Annotated in this window: 23 protein-coding genes; 15 read left to right on the top strand and 8 right to left on the bottom strand. The window is 48.3% G+C overall.

The window, feature by feature from the left end:
- The first annotated feature begins 1 nt into the window (after position 1).
- From BUB73_RS09285 to BUB73_RS09250, 8 genes are all read left to right on the top strand, one after another.
- Positions 2 to 397: a hypothetical protein gene (locus BUB73_RS09285; RefSeq protein WP_073159026.1), complete on the top strand. Its 396-nt coding sequence runs from the start codon at positions 2 to 4 to the stop codon at positions 395 to 397.
- 46 nt (positions 398 to 443) lie between these two features.
- Entirely contained in the window at positions 444 to 1,280 is an 837-nt protein-coding gene (locus tag BUB73_RS09280; protein WP_073159024.1) for a TIGR02147 family protein, read from the top strand.
- Positions 1,277 to 3,040 (top strand): hypothetical protein, encoded by a 1,764-nt coding sequence (locus tag BUB73_RS09275; protein WP_073285242.1) that lies wholly within the window; start codon positions 1,277 to 1,279, stop codon positions 3,038 to 3,040. The genes BUB73_RS09280 and BUB73_RS09275 overlap by 4 nt, the downstream gene beginning before the upstream one ends.
- A gap of 68 nt (positions 3,041 to 3,108) precedes the next feature.
- Positions 3,109 to 3,996: a polyprenyl synthetase family protein gene (locus tag BUB73_RS09270; protein ID WP_083538187.1), complete on the top strand. Its 888-nt coding sequence runs from the start codon at positions 3,109 to 3,111 to the stop codon at positions 3,994 to 3,996.
- On the top strand, positions 3,996 to 5,864 hold the full coding sequence (gene dxs / locus BUB73_RS09265) for a 1-deoxy-D-xylulose-5-phosphate synthase (protein WP_073235826.1): 1,869 nt from the start codon (positions 3,996 to 3,998) through the stop codon (positions 5,862 to 5,864). The genes BUB73_RS09270 and dxs overlap by 1 nt, the downstream gene beginning before the upstream one ends.
- Positions 5,861 to 7,186, top strand: a complete 1,326-nt coding sequence (locus BUB73_RS09260) for a TrmH family RNA methyltransferase (protein WP_073285239.1) — start codon at positions 5,861 to 5,863, stop codon at positions 7,184 to 7,186. The genes dxs and BUB73_RS09260 overlap by 4 nt, the downstream gene beginning before the upstream one ends.
- 23 nt (positions 7,187 to 7,209) lie before the next feature.
- Positions 7,210 to 8,103 (top strand): orotidine-5'-phosphate decarboxylase, encoded by an 894-nt coding sequence (gene pyrF / locus BUB73_RS09255; protein WP_073159016.1) that lies wholly within the window; start codon positions 7,210 to 7,212, stop codon positions 8,101 to 8,103.
- A 21-nt stretch (positions 8,104 to 8,124) separates the two neighbouring features.
- On the top strand, positions 8,125 to 8,982 hold the full coding sequence (locus BUB73_RS09250; protein ID WP_073159014.1) for a hypothetical protein: 858 nt from the start codon (positions 8,125 to 8,127) through the stop codon (positions 8,980 to 8,982).
- A 72-nt stretch (positions 8,983 to 9,054) separates the two neighbouring features.
- Here the strand turns inward: BUB73_RS09250 and BUB73_RS09245 are convergent, their stop codons facing one another.
- Positions 9,055 to 9,855 (bottom strand): hypothetical protein, encoded by an 801-nt coding sequence (locus BUB73_RS09245; RefSeq protein WP_073285236.1) that lies wholly within the window; start codon positions 9,853 to 9,855, stop codon positions 9,055 to 9,057.
- A complete protein-coding gene (locus BUB73_RS09240) occupies positions 9,849 to 10,856 on the bottom strand; it encodes an MlaD family protein (RefSeq protein WP_073285234.1) in 1,008 nt (335 codons plus the stop codon). The genes BUB73_RS09245 and BUB73_RS09240 overlap by 7 nt, the downstream gene beginning before the upstream one ends.
- A gap of 87 nt (positions 10,857 to 10,943) precedes the next feature.
- On the opposite strand from BUB73_RS09240, the gene BUB73_RS09235 reads away from it, so the two are divergent.
- The 5 genes from BUB73_RS09235 to BUB73_RS17265 all read left to right on the top strand — a co-directional run bounded on the left by BUB73_RS09235 (position 10,944) and on the right by BUB73_RS17265 (position 15,650).
- A complete protein-coding gene (locus tag BUB73_RS09235; protein ID WP_073285232.1) occupies positions 10,944 to 12,182 on the top strand; it encodes a M18 family aminopeptidase in 1,239 nt (412 codons plus the stop codon).
- Positions 12,182 to 13,957, top strand: coding sequence for an NPCBM/NEW2 domain-containing protein (locus tag BUB73_RS09230; RefSeq protein WP_073285229.1), 1,776 nt, complete (start codon positions 12,182 to 12,184; stop codon positions 13,955 to 13,957). Before BUB73_RS09235 ends, BUB73_RS09230 begins: the two co-directional genes overlap by 1 nt.
- Positions 13,958 to 14,041: 84 nt before the next feature.
- Positions 14,042 to 14,773, top strand: a complete 732-nt coding sequence (locus BUB73_RS09225; protein ID WP_073235836.1) for a tetratricopeptide repeat protein — start codon at positions 14,042 to 14,044, stop codon at positions 14,771 to 14,773.
- On the top strand, positions 14,773 to 15,435 hold the full coding sequence (locus BUB73_RS17270) for a hypothetical protein (RefSeq protein ID WP_073285226.1): 663 nt from the start codon (positions 14,773 to 14,775) through the stop codon (positions 15,433 to 15,435). Before BUB73_RS09225 ends, BUB73_RS17270 begins: the two co-directional genes overlap by 1 nt.
- Positions 15,436 to 15,500: 65 nt before the next feature.
- The gene (locus BUB73_RS17265) at positions 15,501 to 15,650 is read left to right on the top strand and encodes a hypothetical protein (protein WP_170932294.1); all 150 of its coding nucleotides are present in this window, start codon (positions 15,501 to 15,503) and stop codon (positions 15,648 to 15,650) included.
- Positions 15,651 to 15,998: 348 nt separating this feature from the next.
- Here BUB73_RS17265 and BUB73_RS16915 read toward each other — a convergent pair whose 3' ends face one another.
- From BUB73_RS16915 to BUB73_RS17985, 4 genes are read right to left on the bottom strand one after another with little or no spacing between them, the layout of a single operon-like run.
- Positions 15,999 to 16,436 carry a hypothetical protein gene (locus BUB73_RS16915; protein ID WP_139259173.1) on the bottom strand — a complete coding sequence of 146 codons (438 nt, stop codon included), beginning with the start codon at positions 16,434 to 16,436 and terminating at the stop codon, positions 15,999 to 16,001.
- A 16-nt stretch (positions 16,437 to 16,452) separates the two neighbouring features.
- Positions 16,453 to 17,304 (bottom strand): DUF6345 domain-containing protein, encoded by an 852-nt coding sequence (locus BUB73_RS09215; protein WP_073285224.1) that lies wholly within the window; start codon positions 17,302 to 17,304, stop codon positions 16,453 to 16,455.
- Positions 17,305 to 17,316: 12 nt separating this feature from the next.
- Positions 17,317 to 18,156, bottom strand: coding sequence for a hypothetical protein (locus tag BUB73_RS09210; protein WP_073285221.1), 840 nt, complete (start codon positions 18,154 to 18,156; stop codon positions 17,317 to 17,319).
- Positions 18,157 to 18,176: 20 nt separating this feature from the next.
- On the bottom strand, positions 18,177 to 18,653 hold the full coding sequence (locus tag BUB73_RS17985; protein WP_371522603.1) for a PDZ domain-containing protein: 477 nt from the start codon (positions 18,651 to 18,653) through the stop codon (positions 18,177 to 18,179).
- 776 nt (positions 18,654 to 19,429) lie between these two features.
- Here BUB73_RS17985 and BUB73_RS09200 point away from each other — a divergent pair.
- Together BUB73_RS09200 and BUB73_RS09195 are read left to right on the top strand one after the other, a co-directional pair.
- Positions 19,430 to 20,458: an expansin family protein gene (locus BUB73_RS09200; protein WP_073285219.1), complete on the top strand. Its 1,029-nt coding sequence runs from the start codon at positions 19,430 to 19,432 to the stop codon at positions 20,456 to 20,458.
- 133 nt (positions 20,459 to 20,591) lie between these two features.
- Positions 20,592 to 21,833, top strand: coding sequence for a pyridoxal phosphate-dependent aminotransferase (locus tag BUB73_RS09195; protein ID WP_073285217.1), 1,242 nt, complete (start codon positions 20,592 to 20,594; stop codon positions 21,831 to 21,833).
- A gap of 23 nt (positions 21,834 to 21,856) precedes the next feature.
- Here the strand turns inward: BUB73_RS09195 and BUB73_RS09190 are convergent, their stop codons facing one another.
- Complete coding sequence (locus BUB73_RS09190; RefSeq protein WP_073285214.1) at positions 21,857 to 22,558, bottom strand: hypothetical protein; 702 nt, start codon at positions 22,556 to 22,558, stop codon at positions 21,857 to 21,859.
- Positions 22,539 to 22,940, bottom strand: a complete 402-nt coding sequence (locus BUB73_RS09185) for a hypothetical protein (RefSeq protein WP_073285211.1) — start codon at positions 22,938 to 22,940, stop codon at positions 22,539 to 22,541. Before BUB73_RS09185 ends, BUB73_RS09190 begins: the two co-directional genes overlap by 20 nt.
- Between the last annotated feature and the right edge of the window lie 2 nt (positions 22,941 to 22,942).

Genomic DNA, 22,942 nt, shown 5'->3' with positions numbered 1-22,942 from the left:
TATGAATAAGGCTGCCTTCTATATCGCAGCTGTTGCTTGCTCTCTTGCCGCGGTCCTCGTAACGGGTTGCGCCAAGAAGAGCCCCGAGCCGGAGTTCCGGCCCCTGCAGATTCATTGGATTCCCGGAGTGGGCGAGGATGAAGAATCCATGCCCACCAAGGATAATTGTGTGATTCGGCTCACGGCTAAACTGATGGGCGAGGATTTGGTTCAGGCTTCGCCGGTGGCGGATCTTGCATACAGAGTGGCATACGGAAAATCAAAGGAAGAGGCTGGAACCCTTTATTTTACTGGGGTTTGCGTCGATGCGGAAAGAAATTCCGCCCCCGAATGTCGGTGGAAGGCGACCTGCAGCAAGGACCTGGATATCGTTGTAAAGTTTCACAACGGAGATTAGTCTGCGGTGGTGGAATTTCTCATCGGGCTGATTTATCTTTTTCTGTATGAAGCAGATTTTTGAATATACCGACTACCGCGAGTGGTTACGTGACGCATTCGATGACTTTAAGCAGCGCAAGACTGTGATTTCGTGGCGTTATATGGCTATGAAGATGGGTGCCGATCCTGGTAATCTGCTTCGTGTTTCCCAGGGCAAGATTCACCTTTCTACCGCGCTTATCGAGCCGGCGGCTCAGTTCTTCGAACTGGATGAAAAGGAAACTGCCTACTGGACAGAAATGGTTTTCTTTGGCCGAGCCAAGACTGACAACGAAGCCTTGCAGCATTACGAACGTATGCAGGCTTTAAAGGGTGTGTCTCTCAAGCTTCTGCAGAAGAAGGAACTGGAATTCTACCGCCACTGGTACTACAACGCAATCCGTTCCATTATCGGTATTTGCAAGTTCAAGGATGACTATCAAGGCCTAGCCGAATGCTGCACTCCCCAGATTACCGAGGACGAGGCGAAAGCGGCCGTTCAGTTGCTTTACGAACTGAACATGATTTCAACAGACCGCGACGGCTTCTGGAAGGTAAACGATACCTTCGTGAGTACCGGCGGAAACTGGCGCTCTGCCGCTGTTCGACAGTTCCAGAAAGACACTATCGCCCTGGCAGGGGAGTCGCTGGAACGTCATGCACCGCACCTGCGAGATATCAGCACTGTCACCATGACGTTCAACATGGATGATATCCAGTTGATTCGCGAAAAGATTAATGAATTTCGAACGGATTTACTACGTTTATCTCAGGAAGGCGAAGGCGACAACACGGTTTTCCAGCTGAATATCCAGTTGTTCCCTCTTGCCTTTACAAAACCGTTGCAGGAGAAGGAAAAATGAACAGCCAGTTGCTGAAAAAGTTTGTTTTGCCTTTGTCGCTACCATTGGTAGCGTCGTTCTTTGCCTGCTCCGATAATCCTTCCGATTCCGGAAATAATCTCGCTGGTGGACCGGGTAGTATTACTACCAATGGTATCGTTGCCCGTGTTGGTGGCGTTCCTGTTTCTAATGCCAGCGTGTCCTTGCATCAGGTTGACTATACCGTACCCGAGGCTAAGGAAGAAGTTATGGTGGTCGCCGTGGCGACGACGGTTACCGATAGTGTTGGCCGCTTTGCATTGACCGTGCCCGACTCTGGCGAATACCGTATGACCGTGTCCTATGACGGTTCTGCCTATACAAAGATTGTTTCTCATGAGAGCTATCAGGCTCTGGATTCTCTGGAAGGGGTTGTAGACCTTTCTGCTATTGCAACCCTGACGGGTGTTGCCGATATTCCTGAAGGCAGCAAGGCGGTATGGGTTGGCGTTGTCGGCACTGATGTGCTGGTGCGTTCTGATTCCAATGGTGTATTCTTTATTCCGGCAATTCCTGCTAACGACACCTTGCAGTTGTATTTCATGGATGACGGCTATGAGGAAGACCTGGGACGTGAGTCCGTGTTCCTGCAGCCCTACGAACAGGTGCAGTACAACTATAAGACTCCCGTAGAAATTGACAGTTCCGTAACGGATTCTTCGGAGGTGGTTGCCGATTCTCTGCCCAAGGTTTCCGTGCTGCTTCAGAACGGCTCTCCGGCGGCTTATGCCACGGTTGCCCTGAGATCCCTTGATAGCGTTGGCGAAATTCGTTCTGTCAGGAGCTTCATGGTTGTTGCAGATAAGTATGCCGACGAGAATGGACGTTTTGATATGGAATGGCCTAAGTCTGGCGATTACCGTCTGACTGTCACTTCGGGAAGCCAGTCCTATTCCAGAGTTTATTCTGCAGAAGAGCTGAAGGATGTTGATTCTATTACGTTGACTACTTCGGTAAGCTACTCCAGCAATGTGACCTTGACTGCCGACGAAGATTTTGCCTGGGTTGGAGTTTATGGCCTTGATGAACTGGTGAAGACGGATGCGTCTGGCGCCTATGTGCTGCCTGCGCTTCCTGCTAACGATTCCTTAAAAGTTTACTTTGTTCATAATGACGGAACCAAACCCTTTGTTGACTGGACTGTAAAGACTTCTAAGGTTTCCAAGTCTGAAAAGCCGTCGGTACTTCTTTACGACTTTGAAGAAGACGATACGCGTTGGTACATGAGTGTCGATACTCTGTGGAAGGGGTCCTCTTTCTACAAGAACGGCAAGGCTGATTCTTCCCATAAGATTGCCGATTACCTAGAAGCGGATTCTTCTCGCGGATCTACCGTATTCCATGGAAAGTACTCGGTTGCCTTTGATCCTTACGCATGGGTTCTGCTGGGAACTCAGTTTAAGGAAACGCTGAATCTTTCGGATCTTGATTCCATCGCATTCTATGCCAAGGGCGATGGCAACATCAGGGTGACTCTCGAAAATTGGGAGAACTATGATAAGGGTACCAAGGCTGCCTCATCCAGGATTTCCCTGGATTCAAGCTGGAAGCGTATTGTAATCAAGCCTTCAGAACTTTGCATCGATAATGACGAAAAGAAGGATTGCAAGAGTACTTGGGAGCGCGTAAAGAACGGCGTCCGTCAGATTCATTTCTTCCCGGGTTGCAAGGACAACTGCTACCTGAGTCCGAAGAATGAAGTCTATGTGGATGACGTTAAACTTTATGGTGTGCTTTTCTAGCTTCAAACGCTTCATTTAAAGGAATGGCCCCTTTTGTGGGGGCCTTTTTTTATGTAAATTTGGTAAATATGGAATCTCTTGAAAAAGAAGCGGCTATTGCCCTGGATTACCTTTCCCGCGTCTCCAAGGAAGCGGAAAAGAAGTTTGATGAATTACTCCCCCCTGTGACGGATCAGCCCTGTCGCCTTCATGAGGCTATGCGCTATTCCATGTTTGCAGGTGGCAAGCGTTTGCGCCCGGCCTTGGTCAAGGCTGCGTTTGACATGTTCGGCGGTAAGGGAAACTCTGTGGATTACGCCATGAGCGCCTTGGAAATGCTCCATACGTTCTCCCTGATTCACGACGATCTGCCCTGCGTCGATAACGACGACTTCCGTCGCGGCAAGCCCACTAGCCATAAGCAGTTTGGCGAAGCTACCGCCGTGATGGCTGGCGATGCCCTCTGCATCCATGCTTTTGAAATGATGGGCAAGACCGGCAATGCCAAGGCTATCGAAATCCTGGCTCACCTGCTGGGTACCTATGGTATGATCGGTGGCGAAATGATCGACATCGAATCCGAAGGTAAGGCTGTTGATCTGGCAACTGTGGACTATATCCATTACCACAAGACTGCCGCTCTCCTGGAAGCTTCTCTGGAAGTGGGTGCCCGTCTGGCAAACGCAACCGAAGACGAAATCAAGATTATTCGCGACTATGGCCGTTCTATCGGTCTGGCTTTCCAGATTGTCGATGATATCCTGGACATCGTTTCTACCACCGAAGAACTGGGCAAGGACGCCGGATCCGACATCGAGAAGGGCAAGGCAACCTACCCGGCTCTGGTTGGTCTGGAAAAGTCCAGGGAAAGGGCTCGCGAACTTTATGACGAGTCTATCAAGGCATTGGACGGTCTTAAGTACGATACCACGATCCTTCGCTCTGTCGCAGCTTTCATCATTACCCGAGTTAAATAATGGACCTTAAGAGCATTAAGTCGCCTCAGGACATTAAGCATTGTTCTGTGAAGGAACTTGAACAGTTGGCCTCCCAGATTCGCGAGACCATCATTGGTCAGGTTTCTAAGCATGGCGGCCATTTGGCTTCGAGCCTTGGTGTAGTGGAACTGACTCTTGCGCTGCACTATGTGTACAACGCTCCCGAAGACAAGATTGTCTGGGATGTGGGTCATCAGGCTTATGTTCACAAGCTTCTGACTGGCCGTATCGATCGCTTCGGTACCTTGCGTCAGCAGGGCGGTATTTCGGGCTTCCTGAAGCGTAACGAAAGTGAGTATGACTGCTATGGTGCAGGTCATGCAACCACTTCCATTTCTGCTGCTCTGGGTTTTGCTGTTGCCCGTAACCACTTCAAGCGCAAGAACAACGTGGTGGCTGTTATTGGTGATGGCTCCATGACCGGCGGTATGGCTTATGAAGCTCTGAACAATGCTGGCATTTCTAAGCAGAACATGACCATCATCTTGAACGATAACAAGATGAGCATTGCGCCCAATGTCGGCGGCTTTAGCAAGTATCTGAACCGTGTGATTTCCGATCCGGTTTACAACAAGATGCGTACGGACCTGGACCGCCTGATGAAGCGTCTTCCCGGTATTCTGGGTTCCCGTTTCCGCGATCTGTTCCTGCAGGTGGAAAGTGCTGCCAAGACGGCTGTGAAGCCCGGTCAGTTCTTTGAAGATCTGGGCGTCCGCTACTTTGGTCCTATCGATGGTCATGACATCGATGAATTGATTATGATTCTGGAGCGAGTCAAGTCCCAGCCCGGGCCTTGCCTCGTTCATGTGCTGACGGAAAAAGGCCGTGGTATGTCTGCGGCTGTAGCTAACCCCACCAAGTTCCATGGTTGCGGTCCCTTCGATCCTGAAAGTGGTCTGCCCCTGGCTCCGGGTAAGCCCAATCCGTCTCTTACCAGCATCTTTGGTAAGACCCTTCTTGAAATTGCGAAGAAGGATAACCGTGTCATCGGTATTACGGCTGCAATGCCCACGGGCTGCGGCATGGATATCGTTGCCAAGGAACTTCCTGATCGCGTTATCGATGTGGGTATTGCCGAAGAACACGCTCTGACTTTTGCGTCTGGTCTTGCCTGTGATGGTGTGGTGCCTGTAGTGGCAATCTACTCCTCCTTTATGCAGCGCGCCTACGACCAGATCATGCATGACATCGCCCTGCAGAATTTGCATGTGGTGATGGTGCTTGACCGCGCCGGTTTGGTGGGGGCCGATGGTCCTACCCATCATGGCGTTTTTGACTTGTCGTTCTTGCGTACGGTTCCGGGAATTACCATCCTGGCTCCGTCTAACGAGAATGAACTTCGGGATATGATCCAGGCTTCTATCGACATGGAAGGGCCTGTGGCGATCCGCTATCCTCGCGGTACTGCCTTGGCAGAAACTTTGGAACCTGCAACTGAGAACTTTGATGCGAAACTGCCCAAGGTTCTTGAACAGGGTAAGGATATCTTGCTCCTGGGTGCAGGCTTCATGACTAACGAACTGAAGAAGACTGCAAGTGTCTTGCGTGAGAACGGTTACAACCCGACTCTCGTGGATGCTCGCATCATCAAACCCTTGGACGAAGAATGCTACCGCGCACTCTTCGAAAGCCACAAGACTATTGTAACTCTCGAAGACAATACCTTAGTTGGTGGTTTTGGTTCTGCTATCGGCGAACTGCTTATGGATCTCGGAATTACGGACAAACGTTTGCTCCGCTTCGGACTTCCGGACAAATTCGTTGAACAGGGCGAAATTTCGGCCCTCTACAAACTTTTGAATATTGACGGGGAATCCGTCGCCAAACAAATAATGGAAAAACTATGAGCGAAGAAAATAACGAAAACCGCACCGTAAAGGCCACATTGAACCGCAAGTTCGGCGTCAGCGAAGCTGCTGACCGTCGTAACCCCCGTCGTGACGGCGATAGCCGTGACTCCCGTGAAGGCCGTGGCGACCGCAAGTCTTTTGGCGACAGAAAGTTTGGTGACCGTGGCGAACGCCGTTTTGGTGATCGCAAGTTCGGTGACCGCAAACCTTTTGGTGACCGCGGCGAACGCCGTTTCGGTGACCGTCCCTTTGGTGACCGCCCCCGTCGCGACGATGACCGTCGTGAATTCAACCATGAAGGCGCAGAAGGTGAAGACCGCCCCTTCAATCGTGACCGTCGCCCCCGTTCTTTCGGTGACCGCCCCTTCCGTGGCGACCGCAAGCCCTTTAACCGCGATGGTGGCGAACGTCGTGAATTTAGCCGCCCCATTTACCGTCAGCGTCCTGAAGAACAGCCTGTAGAAGCTGTGGAAGAAGTTCTGGACGAAGCCGCACTGGAAGCACGCGTAGCCCAGGCTGAAGTTAGCGAAGATGTAAACTTCAACCCGCCTTGGTTCAAGAAGCTCCTGGCTCTCACCACCGAAAAGGGCCGCGAACGCGAAGGCCGTTTCATTGGTGAAGGTGTTCACGTTGTGCAGGAACTGGTTTCCCATCATCGTGAATTGGTGGTTGGCGTTTATGCTGTCGAAGGTTTCGCTGACGAAGGCTTGATCGAAACCATTAATGAAGCTGAAATCAAGATTAACATCTTGACTGAAGACCAGATGAAGCGTCTGTCTTCTACCGTTACCCCCCAGGGTGTGATTGCCGTGGCCCGCATTGCCAGCAAGAAGCCCGCCTATGAATCCAGCCGTAGCATCCTCACTCTCGTGGACGCCGTGCAGGATCCGGGTAACTTGGGTACTCTCTTCCGTACCAGCCTCGGTTTCGGTTCCGATGGTATGATTCTCGGTCGCGGTACCGTTAGCCCCTTCAACCCCAAGGTTGTTCGTGGTTCCTCGGGTACTTTCCTCCGCGTGCCTTTCGAATTTGATGTTGACCTGATCGACCAGATCAACTTCCTCCGCAGCAAGGGTTACACCATTATTGCTACTGATCTTCACGGTAAGCAGTCCCTCCGCGAAATTCCCCAGCATAAGCTCCGCAAGATGGCTTTCCTGGTGGGTAACGAAGGTGCTGGCACCAATCCCTACTTCATTGAACTGGCTGACGAAACCGTCAAGATCCCCATGAGTAGCGATCTGGAATCCCTGAATGTTGCTGTGGCTCACGGCATCCTTTCTTACGAAGCCGCCCAGATCCTGGACGAACTGAAGTAAAACGGAAATAGCTGAGGTTTATAATGAACTTTCATGAACGTCTAGAACAGCGCGTCGCCAAGTGCGGCAACCCGGTTTGCATGGGCATGGATCCGGTGATGAAGCTGATTGACCCTTGTGTTTCTGCAGGTTCTGCCGAAGACAAGATCAAGCGTTTCTATTCCGAAATTCTGGAGTGCTGCCTGAAGCGCAATGTGCAGCCCGCTGTAGTCAAGCCCAATAGCGCTTACTACGAATGCGTCAGCGTGCAGGCCATGCTCACCTTGCAGCAGCTCATTGCTGATTACAAGAGTGCTGGCATTCCCGTGATTCTCGATGCCAAGCGCGGTGATATCGGTAAGTCCAGCGCTGCCTACGCTACCGCCGCCTTTGACGTGTACAAGGCTGACGTGGTGACCGTTTCCCCGTGGATGGGTTCCGATTCCGTGAATCCCTTTGTTCGCGAAAATTCCGAGAACGGTGCTTATGTGCTGCTCCGTACCAGCAACAAGGGCGCTCACGATTTCCAGGATATGCCTGTTATCGGTAGTGACGATCCCCGCGACGTGAACGAAGCCTTCTACTCTGTTGCCGACAAGATCTTTGAATGGGACGGCGACAAGGGCTTCTTCGGTGCTGTGGTCGGTGCAACTCATCCCGAAGAACTTGAAAAGATTACCGCCTACTGTGTTGCCCACCAGCACGAAATTCCCTTCCTGATTCCTGGCGTTTCCATTCCTGGTGTGCCCGGTGGTCAGGGTGGCGATGCAAAGACTGTACTTACCGCAATCAAGAACGGTGGCGGCAAGCGCAAGTTCCATGTGCTGAACAGCTCCAGTGGTCTGAATTTCGCTTACCAGCGTAGCGAAAAGCCCGAAAACTTCGCTAACGAATGCGTTGACGCCCTGGAACGTCTGGCTGAAGCTTGCCAGATCTAGGAACAAGGTTGAGGTAGTCGAATGCGGTCTGTTAGGTTTATTGCGGTAATCGTTGTTGCAGTAGCCCTCGTGGCGGTGGCTTTCCGTATGGCAAAGCCTCTTCCCAGTACCAATTTCGACGAATCCTTCTTGCCCAAGGCCTCTTCTGTTCGCTATGTGGCTGCCGGTCACGATGCATCTGTGGCGGGGCTTTTCTGGATCAAGGGTCTTACCGAACTGGGTGAAAGCTTCCTGACGGGTAAGGAGTATGCCTATCTGGGTCATGTGGCAAATCTTTGCACGGAGTTGGATAGCCTTTTTAATACCCCCTACTATTTTGTTGGCGGTATCACTCCTGTCGATGCTCAGGATACTTCTGACTTTGTGGTGCTTCGCAGGGCCAGTAAAGTCTATCCTGAAAACTGGCGCTATTCGCTCTACTATGCCATGCGTCTTGCTCGCGGTCCCCATCCGAACAAGACCGAGGCCGCAAACGTGATGCGCCGTTATTTCGATAGCCCCGATACCACTATTCCGCCCCATATCCGTACCATCTACCGCAGTTTTGAGCTGGATACCATGCAGACCGAAATGGCCCTGGAATCAGTGCTGAATGACATGATGCAACCTCGCTTCAAGAAGTTCAGGGAAGGTTTTTATTCCAAGGTTCTTCGACTTCTTGGATATAAAGGTATGGTTGGCGATCCCGAGAAGAATGAAACCTATCAGAGGGTGAAGTTCCTCATGAATGCCATGGTGGAGGGTAAGATGCATCCTGGCCTTGTGTACAGGGAATTGCTGGCTATGAAGAAGGTTGAGGAACCGGAAGTCAAGACTGACAGTGTTGAGCCGCCTAGCGATTCCGTTGCCGTTGCTTTTCCGGATTCTACGTCGAACTAAAAACAGCTGACTTTAAAAAATAGAAGCCTTCCGTAAGGAAGGCTTTCTTGCTTATATAAATTCTGAAAAATTTTATTTAGAACAACGTTTTGCGTTGTTGGGGAGGCCGATCAGTTCGAACGCATTCTTGCAACGCAACTTCAGGTCTTCGGCTTCTTTTTTAGGCGTAGACTTCAGCTGGGAACGCAAGTACAGAATCGTTGCCGTGGTAAAGGGGAGGTTTGCCTGGATTGCCTTGGCTTCGGCGATGCGGTAGAGGGAGTCTGCTTCGGCGTTGCCAGAGATGTCTGCGATGCGGGCTGCGGTAAAGGCATAGAACCCGCCCTTCTTGTCGGTTCGCTTTCCGACCATCTTGAGGGATTCATTGGCGGCATCCATCTGACGTGCCCCAGCCTGGGCAATGGCGCATTCGCTATAATAAGCGGCCTGTGCAGTTTCTTGCGCATTCTTTAGAGAGTCTGCAACGATGGATTCGCAGTTCTTGTTTGCCTTCTGGTAGTCGCCTCGGGCGTTTGCGATGGCGGCCTTTGTGGTGACCAGCTGCACCAAGGTGCTGACGTCCAGGGCTTCGGGCCTGACAACGGTAAGCAGAGAATCTGCCAGGTTTAGGTCAAGGCTGATGGTGCGGATTCGTGCCATGTTAATCAGGACTCGACCTTCAGAAAATAGGTCGGATTCTTTGCGGCTGGCGAGAAGAGCTCTTTCCAGCTGGCCGTAACCCTTGGCGAACTTTCCGTTGCTGAAGGAACGCTGGGCTCTTGCAGCAAGAATTCCCGATTCGGAGGCTTCTGCGAAAGAAGTGGCGGCCAGGGCGATTCCCATGGCGACGGCTGCTGTGCGGGCAAGGCGGAACTTAGGCAGTTTCTTTACCATAGGGTCTCCACCAAGAAGGGCACGCTATCCTTGGAGGGCATGGATCTGCGGACTATCCACATGTTGGAGATTCCTGCCATAAGGTCGTCGGCATTCTGCAAAGTCTGTTCGGTGGCTTCCATAAAGTCGCCGATTCCGCTTGTCAGTACGCCAACTTCGGTAAGGACTCCATCTACACGTTCGAAAGTCTTGTCGACCTTGCCCATCATACCATCGATACTACCCATCAAGCCGTCGATTCGCTGGGGAATGGGCTTCAGTTCACCCATCATAGCGGATACGTCGTCGGCGATGATATTGACCTTTCCTAACAGGAGAGGCATTTCTGTCTGAATCGTGTCAAACAAGCCTGCTGCCTGGAATAAGACCTTCTTGCCGATGTAGGTCATATCGTCTAGACGACCTAGCTGGCGGTTCAGGTTGTCGTAAAGTCCTCGGGAGCCGAACAATGCGCCGACGGTAGTTCCCGTATCCATTGCCATGGAGAGTAGGGTGTCGGCAGCGTTGACAAGTACATTTACGCGTCCCAGAAGTTCGTTTGCCGTTTCAAGAACGGTTTCGATATCCTGCGCCTGGCCCGGAGGTAAGAATTCTCCATCCTCCAGTACTCGTCCCTTGCCGCGGTTCACGTCGATGTTAACAACACGGGCCGAAATCAGGTTCTGGTCACGGATGGCGAACACCTTGGCGCTGTCGGTAATCCAGTTCTGGTATTGCTTGCGGATGATGAATTCCATCTTGACGCCTTCGCCCTCAATTTCCATGTCGGAAATCTGGCCCACGTCTACACCGCTAATCTGGACACGGGTTCCGGGGCGTAAGCCGAACGCCTTTTCGAACCTACTGTGGAGCTTGTATTCTTCCACGCCGATCATACCAGATGAGAAAAGCTTTGCGTAAAGCACAATGCCAAAAATCATGATGGCAACGGTAAAGAAGATTCCGACCAGGAGGCCGGAAATTTCCATCCAGTTGATGCGCTTTAGCGGTTTAAAAGCCATATTGGGAAATATATAAATAATTATTTACCACTTGGATGGGTCTTTCCGTTATGTTTCTATTTTTTAAAAGCGATATTTGAGGAGATCATGGATTTTTTTGAGTTTCTAGATAGTGCAGTAACACCTTTTCACACGGTATCGGAGTTAAAGAAGGCTTTTGAAAAGGCTGGTTTTGGTAAGGACTCCGTTTTTGAACGAAATGGGGCCCTTATTGCGGTCCGTTTGCCTAGGAAGGTGAATTCTAACACCAGGTTTCGTATCGCCCTGGCCCATACGGATTTTCCTGCGCTCAGGATATCTCCCAATCCCGACAAGAACTGTGCGGGAGTGAACAAACTTCATGTTGAAACTTATGGCGGCCTGCTTTATACAAGCTGGCTGGATCGTGATCTGGGATATGCCGGTCTGCTGGCTTTTGAAAAGGATGGCCAAGTCGGTTCTCGACTGATTCGCGGAAGCAAGTTGTTCCGTATCCCTCAGTTGGCAATCCACTTGAACCGTGGCGTGAATCAGGATGGTCTGAAGGTGAACCCCCAGACGGATCTGGATGCGTTATGGAGTTCCAGTTCTAGCGCCGCAGATGCCTCCCGGAAATTTGCTGATGTCCTTCAGGCGGAACTGGGTGGTGATGAACACCTGCTTGATTTTGACGTCCAGTTTTTTGATGCCCAGCCTGCAAGTGTGGGTGGCTTTAATGATGAATGGGTCTATTCCGGACGCCTGGATAACTTGAGCAGTTGCCACGCCATTGCCGAAGCAATGCTGAATTCGGATGTTCCCGAAAATGACTTCCTGGTGGCTGCATTCATGAACAACGAGGAAGTGGGCTCTGTTTCTCGTGATGGTGCTGGCGGAAACTTCCTCCAGTCAACTCTTGAAACCCTCTGGAACCGTTATGCCCAAAATGGTGGTGTTGGCCGTAGCCTGTCTGAAGTGTTGGCTGATTCCTTAGCCTTGTCCATTGACATGGCTCATGCAGAACATCCTAACTTCCCGCAGAAGCATGAATCAAACCATGCGCCTGTCTTGGGCGGCGGTGTGGTGCTAAAGACGAATGCCCAGAAGCGTTATGCCAGTGACGTTCTTTCTTCGGCACAATTCAAACTTCTTTGTAAAAAGGCAGACGTTCCTTATCAGACGTTCATCACCCGTAATGACATGCCCTGTGGAAGTACTGTTGGTCCTACCATTTCGGCTTCACTTGGAATTCCCACTGTAGATATCGGTGAGCCCATGCTCAGCATGCACAGCATTCGTGAGATGATCGCCTCTAAGGATCATGTGGGTTTGATTAGTCTTTTGAAAATTTTCTTGGGGAAGTTTTAATGAAGCTTGTATTGAATAAAGTAAAGAATAGAATCAACTCTTTTAGAAGAATTACCTTTGATTCTTTTTTGGATCGAAAGTCTTTTGCCAGTTGGGGCTTGCTTATTGTTTTCCTGAATTTCGTGATGCTCCATGCGCTGGGATTCAGTTCTGACCTGGGCTATTGGCGCAGCTGGATCAGCAACCTTGAAATGGGCGTCGGTAATTTTTCGGGCGACTATCCGCCGTTTTATATCTTGTGGCTTCGCGTGGTGGCAGCCTTCTACAAGGCCACGGGGCTTTCGTTGCAATTGGATTATGAACTGAAACAGTTCTGCCTGCTACCTGTGATTTTGGCCCATGTATCCCTGGCCCATTTCGTGTGGCTCCGCCTGCGGAGTCGTGATTGGCCGCCGCAGATAAAGACTGTGGTCATGCTTTTGGTGGCGATAAATCCTGCGTTCTACCTGGATGGACCTGTGTGGGGACAGGTGGATATCTTGCCGGTAACGATTTGCGTGTGGGCGCTGTGGTATGCGGCAAGGCCCAATACTTTTGCGATTGGTATGGCTCTGTTCATGCTTGGTCTTTTGACCAAGTTCCAGATGATTATGTTCCTCCCGGTTTTCGGAGCCCTGGCTCTCCGCTACCGCAAGATTATGTGGAAGGGCTTGTTTGCTGCCGGTGCTGTTTTTGTGCTGGTCTTCTTGCCGTTTATTCTGGCGGGGAACTTTGCCAAGGAATTCTCTCAGGCTTATCTGAGTTCCGTGGGGCAGTACCCTTATGCGGCCATGAATGCGGGTAACTTGTGGATGGCCCTCGTGGGCAACATGACTCCCGATACCAGGCCCATATTCGAATGGGCTCCGGCTTTTATGAATCCGGGCCTCATGGGAAAGATTTTGTTTGTAATCGTTTCGTTCGCGGTACTACTGGTGACGTTCTTCAGGAGGCTTGACATGGGCGCCATCATGATGGTAGCTGCCCTGAATGCACTGGCCTTCTTTATGTTGTTGCCTTGCATGCATGAACGTTACTGCCTTGCCGCGGCTGTCATGTGCGTTGCGGCGGTGTCCTGCCAGAGAAAGCCGAACATCAATGGTGCCGTAATTTTGTCGGCTGTCGCTTACTTGAATATTTCGATGCTGATGTCTACCCGTGGCGATGCGCTTTGGTTCTGGATTTCCATTGCCGGCATTTTTGCCATGGTCTATTTCCTGGCTCAGAACATTGCTCCTGAAAAGTTTGAACGTCTCTGTGGGCTGTTCAAAAAAATCCCCTTGCCGGGACTTGTTCCCTATGTGCTGTTGCTGTTGGTTTATGGCGTGGATATGGGAAGTACTTTTGCCCAGATGGCCCGTTCCGCTTACAGCCTGAAGGATGGTGAAGTCTTTGTGTATGATTTGAACTTGATCCATCAGGAACAGGGTTATGGAAACACCCATATTGGAAAATCCATTGATGGAAATCCGCTGCGGGTCAATGGCGAACTTTACGTAGCAGGCATTGGAACCCATGCTCCTTCAAGGCACGTTTATGAACTGCCGAAGAATGCGACCCGATTTACGGTGACTTGCGGCGTGGATGATGAGTCGGGCAATGGTGTCGTAGACTTTATCGTCTTACTGGACAACCGTGAAATCTGGAGAAGTGGCCGTATGGAAGGCCGTCAGGTAAAATCGGCGGATCTGGATATTCGCGGCGGCCGTAGAATATCTCTGGTGACTGACGAAATGGGCGCCAAGAATTTTGACCATGCTGACTGGGTAAACCCTGTGGTTTATACAGAGAAGTAGTTTTAGGGATAAAATGAGGTCCGTAGTCAAAAAGTACTGGGACCTCGTTTTTTTGTATATTACTGGTCGATTAGGAAATTTGATATGCGATTGTCTATTTTGTTGATTGTCTTGCTGTCGGTGATGGGCTTTGCGCGCCCCATTAATGATGGCAATAAGTTGTTTGCCGCAGGCGATTATGCCGCAGCCCTAGAAAAGTACATGAAGGCCCGTGAATCGGAGCCGGCAAATCCTTTGCTGTTCTACAACATCGGAACTTGCCAGTACCGCCTTGGAAATTATGAAGAGGCCAAGAAGGAATTGGAAAGTGCGGTACGCATGCCCGATAAGAAGATGGCGGCGAAGGCGGCCTACAATTTGGCCAATACCCATTTCCGCGTTGGTGAAAAGGCCGCTGAGCCCAGCGAACGTATTGCCGCTTGGCGTGAGTCCGTGGCATACCTTAAAAAGGCGATCGACCTGGACAACAATTTTGAAAATGCCAAGAAGAATGTTGAAATTGTCCAGCGCAAACTGAAAGAGGAACTGGATAAGCAGAAACAGAATCAGGATCAGAACCAGGACAATGACCAGAAGCAGCCTCCTTTAAGTGAAAAGGCCAAGGAAGCCCTGGCACGAGCCCTCCAGCTGAGTAAGGATGGCAAGTACGAAGAAGCCAAGCAGATTCTGGAAAACATTATCGCCGAAGATGAAACGGCTGGTCAGCTGAATGCCTATGTGCAGCGTGTTGACGATGTCATTGAAATCAAGGCTGGTCGCAAGCCCAAGGCAAAAATCGATGCCAGCAACACCGATAACGACTTGGAGGTGATCTAATGTTCCAGGACGTCATTCTGAACGTAGTGAAGAACCCGGTACGCATGACGGTTTGCGTCTTGTTGTGTGCCGCTGCTGCATTTGCCGCTCCCAAGTCTGCAAGTGCTTATTATAGCGATGCCGCTTTCCAGTACATTGAGAATCGCTTGCCTTCTGCGGAAATTACCTGTAATGAAGGTTTGCAGTATTATCCCAATGATCAGAAGCTGCAGATGCTCCTGGATCGCATTCAGGAAGCCAAGGACGAGCAGAAGAACGAGAATAAGAAAAACGATCCTAAGAACGATCAGAATGATCAGAACAATCAGGATCAAAATCAAGACCAGAATAAGGACCAGAACCAAGATCAAAACCAGGATCAGGACAAGGATCAGCAGGACCAGAATCAAGATCAGAATAATGGTGACCAGTCTAGCGATAGTCAGGGTCAGAGTTCTGATAGCGAAGGCGGCTCCGGCGAACAACCGCAGCAGCCTGAGGAACAGTCCAGCGATAGCCAGGGCGAACAGCCCCAGCAGCCCGAGGAACCGCAGGAGGTTCCTGCAGGTCAGATGAGCCCTGAAGAAGCCAGCCAGCTTTTGAAGGATTTTGACGAACAGAATGGTGAACGTAAACCTTGGAAACCCCTCCGCGGCCAGGCAAGACCTGCCAAGGACTGGTAAGGCGAAACCAAGAACAAGCTTGCTTGTTCTTGAGTGAGCCGCAAGTCCTGCGCTAGCAGAGCGCAATGACTGGTAAGCCGAGCGTCGCGACGAAAAGCTTGTTTGCCGGTAGGACCGAGGCGAGCGGGAAGGACTCCGAAGGAGTCCCCAAGGGTCAGATGACTGTCGCTCAGTTCTTGGAAATGACCGCTAAAGACCGAAAAGTCGTTCGCTAGTCAGTCATTTGTCATTGCGAGGGGCGAGCAGCCCGAAGCAATCTCTGAAAATTTCAAACATCCGTCTTATTAGGCGGATGTTTTTTTAAAGGGGAAAGCCTTCCCCTGATTCGCACTCCGTTGCTCTCCACCCTTTCTAGCGGGCTTCAAGCGCCTGCCCGCAACCCCTGGCTTACCCCACCCACCCAAATGTCATGCCGCACCTGATGCGGCATCTCCCTTCCTCTTTGAATAATCTATATTATTGATAGACATTTTTTTTTGAGCTTTTGCTCTTATTCTCTAGTCTAGAATCTAACAAAAACAGCCGACCATCTTGTGAGTCAGCTGTTTTTGCTGAAAGCCAAATTATTGTTTGATTAGTGCATATACATTCGTTCGGGCTTGTAGGTATTTTCCTTTAAGGTCTCCGTTTAATGTACTGTAAACCCAAACGGGACAATCAAGTTTAGCATTAGTTTTGGATTCCTTTTGAATTAATTCGACACTAATCGTATCATCTTGGATTGAAACTCCTATTGATTTGATGTTTTCTCGGGAACAATAAATTTCTGAAGGAAAAACAAGCGATAGCGTATTATTTCGCTGCGTTAGGTAAACTGTGTCTATTTTGGAATGTTCTGATATTTCGTTAGTGTCAGATAGGCATTGAGATATAGAATCCAAAAGTATTAAATTTTCATCGAGAGTTATTTGAGAATCTCTTGTGGTTGATTCGTCAGGATTACTAGAGCATGCTGAAAATAGGAGAAGAAAAGGTATAAGGCAGATTGATATTTTTTTCATTTTACGCTCCTTTGGGTTAATATTCTGGTGTGCCAAAAGTACATATTGTTTTATACAATTTTAAGTTTGAGTTTCTATATAATGGTTTTTGGATGGAATTTTCAAACGTCTCCTTGGACCCATCGAAATGTTTTCCGTCAACAGTACCAAAAAGATGTACCATTATAGGTTCCACGCCATAATCACGTCCTTGAACCAACCATTTATATACAGCGTTTTTGTAGGATTCCCATATAGTTTGTTTGGCTTTAATCCAATTGGTTGCAAAGTCTCTTTGTACATAAGAGGATTTTCTTGTTCGAGAGCAACTGAATAAATTTAACAGTCCGCATTTTACTTTATACTTTTCTGTCCCGTAATCGGTAACAGATGAACTATAACCAAGAATAGAATGAACTCCATTAAACCAAGGAAAAGGATTCATCTCATCTTTTTTGAAGACTTGGCATGCGGAAAACATAACCCAATATGTATTGCCTCCGAATGCTTTGTCATTATTCCAGACTCTTTCGTTATTCGGACACATTGTTATTCTATCTACACCACCATGTCCATCATAATACACAAAATTGTAGTTATCAGTTTCTTTTATAAATGTTGCTTTTGTCACTCCGGCATCAGTATATTGCTTTGGAGTTTTAAATGACGTGCTAGGATAATTCTTTGTGATGTTATCTTTAAAGGAATTAACTAGTGTATTAGCGTTTTCAATAGGTGTATCTAAATTTGTTCGCCATGGCTCACCTCTACTATTTAAACCGTAATGGTTAATTGCAAAGGTGATGATTGAAAAACTTGAAGGAGCATTAGAATCTTTTGCGTTTGCAAGGATGCAAATAAACATAAAAAAGAAGATTATTTTTTTCATATAATCAATCTCCTATCTGCTAACAACCGCTTTGTTGTTTGGAACTAGTGATGCATCTGATGGAATGTCGAATGTCATCGGAATGCTTTCATCGCTATCTATGGTAGAGTATTGTCCAATAAAGGTGACACTCGGAAGAAGCATTACTTCCCCGTTTTCGTTTTCAAAACTGGCTAAAGTTTGAACAGAATTGTCCAAACTTCCCCGAAGATTTTTTTCTTTTAAATTTCTAGATACGGATTCAACCATACCGTTGAACTCCTGCCTGTGAATTTTAGATCTTTGGGACTTTTCAACGGTACTTTTGGCAGAAATTTTGTTGTACTTTTCCCATCGAACATCCATATACGACATATTTCCTGTTGAATCGTAATTAACCAAGATATATGAGTTGCTCCTGACAGACATTCCATCAAGTTTTCGATGAACCATAACGGTACTGCCGACGATTCTAGATTCCGAAGAATCAGTCATTAAATAATCATAGCCTACAGACGTTATGGCGCAGGAGTCGGCGACATCCTTGGGTAAGATTGCCTTGATGTCATCCATGGCGCGTATGCGCATTTCGTCTTCAGACGCAAGGTGGAGTTTCTTCTTGTTTTTCTTGTTTACAGTGAAACGATGAAAATCATCAAGTTTCTTGACTTGAAAATTTTTCCCCGATTTAAAGTCGCGTGATCCTGCAATCGTATAAATGTAGGAGTCTTGCGAAACAGCCTTCTGACTTTTCATAAGGACTCGCGGATTTTCTCGTGCGTCCATCTGCTGATAAATTTTTTCACTCACAATCAACTGTGCGTGAGTGTACGAAATCAATGCGCCAAGAGCTAAAAAGTATATCTTCTTCATTGAAAAATCTTCTCCTATACTCATTTATTACGAGATTTGCCATTCAAATCAGTGGAAAATGTTTTCCCACTAGCCCTGTTCTCATAGCTGATGATGTTGTCTTGAATTTGCAACAGACGAAGACCACTCTGCCTGTCATTGTGATTAGAGTTGTCATTTTTAAAAGATGGTGATGAGCTGTCAAGAAAAACAGCTGTGTAATTGTCATCACCAAGTTCAAATGTGGAAACATATTTCTTTCCGTTGATTTCTCCGACACTTGCGTCAATTGAAGATACTTGTTTTGTCGTAATTATTGCACGGCGAAGTGTTGCTTGAAGTGTGTCGCCATCACTGATATATGTGAGAACAATCGGTTTGTTCTTTACATCACGGAATAAGGAAACGGATTGTTCGAACGACAGATTTTCAAACCCTTTACCATCTACAGCGATGATTAAATCGCCTACCTTTAATTCAGATTTTGCCGCAGGTGTGTTTGGGATGATAGCTTCAATTCCTAATCCAATGTTTCAGTCTTGTACAACAAGACCAATGCCTCCAAACGATTCGTCAGCAAAAAGTGTCGTTGCACAAAGAGCAAACGCCATCAAGGCCATCTTTTTTCATTAATCCTCCTATTATGTTGTAGAAAAAGATGTTTAAAATATAATGCGAATTTGTATGAAAAACGCAAGATTTAAAGAAAAAATTTGTTTACAAATATTCGGCAAAGAGTTTTTGAAGATCATTTTGAATTCAGGAGTCTGTTTGGGTTAGCAAAAATCCCAATGGAGTAGATTTTGTCACACAATGATTTTGCGCACGTTGTACTTACTTTGAGTAATTTATGGTATTTTTTTGTATCCTATTAAAATTTGCGTTAGGGATTGTGATCCCTTGGGGACAAGACTCGCGAAGCGAGGCTTGGTTCTGGGAGGTGAGCTGCAAGCGTAAGCGCAGCCGATTGCCCCCAGAATATAGCCCGACCCACACGATAGTGTGGGGAACGCCCATAAGACCAACATACGAAGTGGCTGACTTCTGCGCACTCGTCAAGGAAAAGCGTGCAAGCCGAGCGTCGCGACGAAAAGCTTGTTGCCGGTAGGACCGAGCCGTAAGTCCTGCGCACGCAGAGCGCAATGACAGGTAAGGCGAGCGTCGCAAAGACCAGCAGGTAAACGAAAAAAATTAAGCTCTGCGCGGAAAAAAATGCGCGGGGCTTTTTATATTCATGTATATGAGTTATTGGGAAAGAAAAAACGTTTTAAGTTTGTTGTTTGCGGGAGCCTTGATGTTTTCCTGTGGTGATGATTCTTCAAGTCCGTCGGATGCGGGACCAGTTGATAGTTCCGCTGCCGTATCCGAATCGTCTGGAGTAAGTTCGTCCGACGGTTCGCAGGAATCCAGTGGCGGTATGGCGCAGGCGGGGTCGTCTGGTGCCGAAGCTCCGATAAGCTCCGCGGTGTCGTCAAATTCCGGCGTAACTTCTAGCGCGGGCGGAATCTTGCAGAGCAGTTCCGCAGAGCATTCTACAGATTCTTCTCCCGAAAGTTCTGCGTCCCAGACGGTTGCGTCTAACGCTTCTGACGAATGGTATTTTGACGACGCTGACGGTGCCTGCGAAAAGTGCGACAACTATACGGCTCAGGACCCGGTGCTGAATGAACGCGGCGGTACCGGCTCCATTACGACTTACGGAAGCATAACTGAGAAAGAAACCAGTCTGGGTGGCGCCTGCAATTACGGCCAGACCAACATCCAGTATTATGCCGCCATCCATGTGAACGTTTCTAGCGGTGACGATAAAGGACCCTGGAATGGGGGCCTTGCCTGCGGTGGCTGCGTTCGCGTAAAGGCGAAAACTCCTGATGGCTGGAAGCGCGTTACGGTGCGCATTACGGACCGCTGCCCCGACGAAAGTTGCGGTGTGGATTTGGGTGGCGCACCTGCTAGCGACATCATGGGCATTACGGTGGGCCGCTATTACGGCGAATGGGAATTCGTATCCTGCGAAGGCGTTGAAGGCGTGTGGGGCGATTCCACCAGCGTCTGGGTGAAGGAAGGGGCTGGCCCTTACTGGAGCATTGTGCAGGTTCGTAACCCGAAGGATGCCGTGACGCAAATTTCTGCGGTGACGGATGCGGAACCTGTAGCTTTGAAGTACGCCATCGAGGCGGAAAACTTCTGGACGGTCCCTCAGGGAATTTTGCGGAGTGATGATATGGTCAAGTTGATTATCGAGTATCGCACTGGTGTGCCCGATACCTTGCAAATCAAGGGAAGCGACTTGGCTGTGGGCGAGGCGAATTACTACCTGTAAGTTTGCAGTTCCTTTTGTGACTTCCATATTTCTATTTTTTTATAGTATGCGGATCTGAATTGCTTAAACCCATATTTAAAGCAGATCGTTTCCGCAAACTTGAAAAATGAATTTGTAAAAAAGAACGTTTTTTATGAAACCTTTAAGCGATCGCACTAGCCATTTTACGGAATCTGTTATCCGTTACATGACCCGCATTGCCTATTCTTGCGGTGCCGTCAATTTGTCTCAGGGTTTTCCGGATTTTGACCCGCCGGTGGAATTGCAGAACCGCATGGCGGAAGTGGCCAAGTCCGGTCCTCATCAGTATGCGCTGACCATCGGTGCCAAGAATTTCCGTGAGGCGGTTTGCAATAAGCAGGAACATTTCAGCGGCATGCGCTTTGACCCCGAAAAGGAATGCGTCATTACTTGCGGCAGTACCGAAGCCATGATGATCACCATGATGTCGGTTTGCAATCCCGGCGACAAGGTGGTGATCTTCTCTCCGTTCTACGAGAACTATACGGCGGATACGATTTTGAGCGGCGCTACTCCTATTTATGTGCCGCTGAATCCTGACGATTTTACCTTCGACGCCAACGTCCTTGAAGATGCCATGAAGCAGCCGGGCGTAAAGGCTCTGGTGCTTTGCAATCCTTCGAATCCTAGCGGTAAGGTTTTTACTCGTGCGGAACTGCAGATTATTGCGGATCTTGCCATCAAGTATGATTTGTATGTGATTACGGATGAGGTGTACGAGCACATTATTTTTGCGCCTCACGTTCATACCCACATGGCTACGTTGCCTGGCATGCGTGAGCGTACCATCGAATGTTCCAGCCTTTCCAAGACTTATTCCATTACAGGTTGGCGCCTGGGTTACATTCTTGCGCCCGAGCCCATCATGGAACGCATCAAGAAGGTTCACGACTTTACTGTGGTGGGGGCTTCTTCGCCGTTGCAAGAAGTGGGCGTCACCGCCATGAATTTTGGCGACGAATATTATACCGGACTGCAGGCCCATTACACTCACATGAAGGAACTGTTTACTGACGGCCTCCGCAATCTGGGATTCAAGTTTACAGAACCTCAGGGCACCTACTTCGTGATGGTGGATATTTCAGAATTCGGTTACGATCGCAAGCTGGCGAGCCTCGTAGCAAGCGGTTCCGCCGCGGGCCTGGGAATCGGCATGACGGGCTCGGGTTCCGTTCGTCCCGATGAACTTTTCTGCATGGATTTGGCAAAGAAAGTTGGTGTCGCCGCAGTGCCTGGCAGTAGCTTCTTTAGGGAACCTGTGAACCATCTGGTGCGATTCCATTTCGCCAAGAAGGACGAAACCTTGATTGATGCATTGAACCGACTGGAAAGTGTCCGTAAATTGCTTAAATAGGATCCTGAAAATGGGAATGCATGCTAAAAATTTGCATTGTTTGTTACAGGATATTTGGCAATTGCTTCATATCGCCCATGTTCCGTGTCAGAGACTTCTATAAGTACTTCAGTTGCATTGCTGGGAATCTTTATTTTTTTTGAAAAGAATCCGTTGCCCTGATTTTTGAGACGATTTTTCTTTCCGTTGCAAAAAAGAAGAGCATATTTTTTATTTGAAACTTTTATTTTAAATTCGTATGTTGAATCTGCATGTAACTGAACTAGTGGTGACTCTATCTTGATGTCCTTTGCTGATGAGTGAAAATAAGTTGGGTGCTGGATATTACTAGCCTTATTTGCGCTAATCGAAAAAGATGCTATGCTGCTATAAGCGTTATCTTTAACGTTATGCATTAAAAAAGCTTGAAAGATTCCTGCGTAAGGTGCCTGGAATTCTATTTGTAATTTTTCACGATTGTGTATCAATAGAGCTCTGTTTTGTACAGGTTGGTTGGTCTGTAAATCGTAAACATTCAATATAAATTTTGCATCCCGTTTTTGAATAAGGTCTAGCTGATATGAACTATCAATATTGTTGGTCGCCTGCAGTTTGTTGGGAGATTCAAATAAGTCGAAAAAAATGGGATCTAGGAGAGGTCTATTTTTAAATTCGTCGCGACTGATTTTCTTGGTTAGTTGATGGTTTGATTTCGATGTATTGACATTAAAGGCGCTTGAAATCAAGTAGCAGCGCCAATGCGTCATAAATCATTTTGACTTTTTCAAAATCATTTTTTGCAACGGAATCTATTAAGGATGTAAGATTTGTAACGTACCTTTCTGTTTCGTTCTGCCGTAGAGAATCGTTTTCGTCGTTTTCAATAAAATTAACGATTTGTTTGTGGGGAATACCCGTTCTGTATTTATAGGCATCGCTATCAAAGTCTTGTGGGAAAGGGTATTTTTCAACGGCATTGATTTTGGAAACATGGACAGTGTCTGTTGATTTTTCGTACTGATGATTTGGGCCATTCTTAGAATTAGGGGATGTTGACGCACACCCAATAACAAAGACTGCTAATAGAAGGATTATAGTTTGGGGTGATGCCCGTGTCATTTTCTTCATGA

It is taken from the genome of Fibrobacter sp. UWH6, from assembly GCF_900142465.1.
Taxonomy (GTDB): domain Bacteria; phylum Fibrobacterota; class Fibrobacteria; order Fibrobacterales; family Fibrobacteraceae; genus Fibrobacter.
This window is presented reverse-complemented; position numbering and strand designations above follow the sequence as displayed.

What these genes read in the sequence shown, in the direction of transcription:
- BUB73_RS09250 (WP_073159014.1), top strand. Translation starts at nt 8,125, where the DNA reads ATGCGGTCTGTTAGGTTTATTGCGGTAATCGTTGTTGCAGTAGCCCTC.
- BUB73_RS09280 (WP_073159024.1), top strand. Translation starts at nt 444, where the DNA reads ATGAAGCAGATTTTTGAATATACCGACTACCGCGAGTGGTTACGTGAC.
- BUB73_RS09285 (WP_073159026.1), top strand. Translation starts at nt 2, where the DNA reads ATGAATAAGGCTGCCTTCTATATCGCAGCTGTTGCTTGCTCTCTTGCC.
- BUB73_RS09275 (WP_073285242.1), top strand. Translation starts at nt 1,277, where the DNA reads ATGAACAGCCAGTTGCTGAAAAAGTTTGTTTTGCCTTTGTCGCTACCA.
- BUB73_RS09270 (WP_083538187.1), top strand. Translation starts at nt 3,109, where the DNA reads ATGGAATCTCTTGAAAAAGAAGCGGCTATTGCCCTGGATTACCTTTCC.
- BUB73_RS17270 (WP_073285226.1), top strand. Translation starts at nt 14,773, where the DNA reads ATGTTCCAGGACGTCATTCTGAACGTAGTGAAGAACCCGGTACGCATG.
- BUB73_RS09225 (WP_073235836.1), top strand. Translation starts at nt 14,042, where the DNA reads ATGCGATTGTCTATTTTGTTGATTGTCTTGCTGTCGGTGATGGGCTTT.
- BUB73_RS17265 (WP_170932294.1), top strand. Translation starts at nt 15,501, where the DNA reads ATGACTGGTAAGCCGAGCGTCGCGACGAAAAGCTTGTTTGCCGGTAGG.
- BUB73_RS09260 (WP_073285239.1), top strand. Translation starts at nt 5,861, where the DNA reads ATGAGCGAAGAAAATAACGAAAACCGCACCGTAAAGGCCACATTGAAC.
- pyrF (WP_073159016.1), top strand. Translation starts at nt 7,210, where the DNA reads ATGAACTTTCATGAACGTCTAGAACAGCGCGTCGCCAAGTGCGGCAAC.
- BUB73_RS09195 (WP_073285217.1), top strand. Translation starts at nt 20,592, where the DNA reads ATGAAACCTTTAAGCGATCGCACTAGCCATTTTACGGAATCTGTTATC.
- BUB73_RS09240 (WP_073285234.1), bottom strand. Translation starts at nt 10,856, where the DNA reads ATGGCTTTTAAACCGCTAAAGCGCATCAACTGGATGGAAATTTCCGGC.
- BUB73_RS09235 (WP_073285232.1), top strand. Translation starts at nt 10,944, where the DNA reads ATGGATTTTTTTGAGTTTCTAGATAGTGCAGTAACACCTTTTCACACG.
- BUB73_RS09185 (WP_073285211.1), bottom strand. Translation starts at nt 22,940, where the DNA reads ATGAAGAAAATGACACGGGCATCACCCCAAACTATAATCCTTCTATTA.
- BUB73_RS16915 (WP_139259173.1), bottom strand. Translation starts at nt 16,436, where the DNA reads ATGAAAAAAATATCAATCTGCCTTATACCTTTTCTTCTCCTATTTTCA.
- BUB73_RS09210 (WP_073285221.1), bottom strand. Translation starts at nt 18,156, where the DNA reads ATGAAGAAGATATACTTTTTAGCTCTTGGCGCATTGATTTCGTACACT.
- BUB73_RS09215 (WP_073285224.1), bottom strand. Translation starts at nt 17,304, where the DNA reads ATGAAAAAAATAATCTTCTTTTTTATGTTTATTTGCATCCTTGCAAAC.
- BUB73_RS09200 (WP_073285219.1), top strand. Translation starts at nt 19,430, where the DNA reads ATGTTTTCCTGTGGTGATGATTCTTCAAGTCCGTCGGATGCGGGACCA.
- BUB73_RS09230 (WP_073285229.1), top strand. Translation starts at nt 12,182, where the DNA reads ATGAAGCTTGTATTGAATAAAGTAAAGAATAGAATCAACTCTTTTAGA.
- BUB73_RS09245 (WP_073285236.1), bottom strand. Translation starts at nt 9,855, where the DNA reads ATGGTAAAGAAACTGCCTAAGTTCCGCCTTGCCCGCACAGCAGCCGTC.
- dxs (WP_073235826.1), top strand. Translation starts at nt 3,996, where the DNA reads ATGGACCTTAAGAGCATTAAGTCGCCTCAGGACATTAAGCATTGTTCT.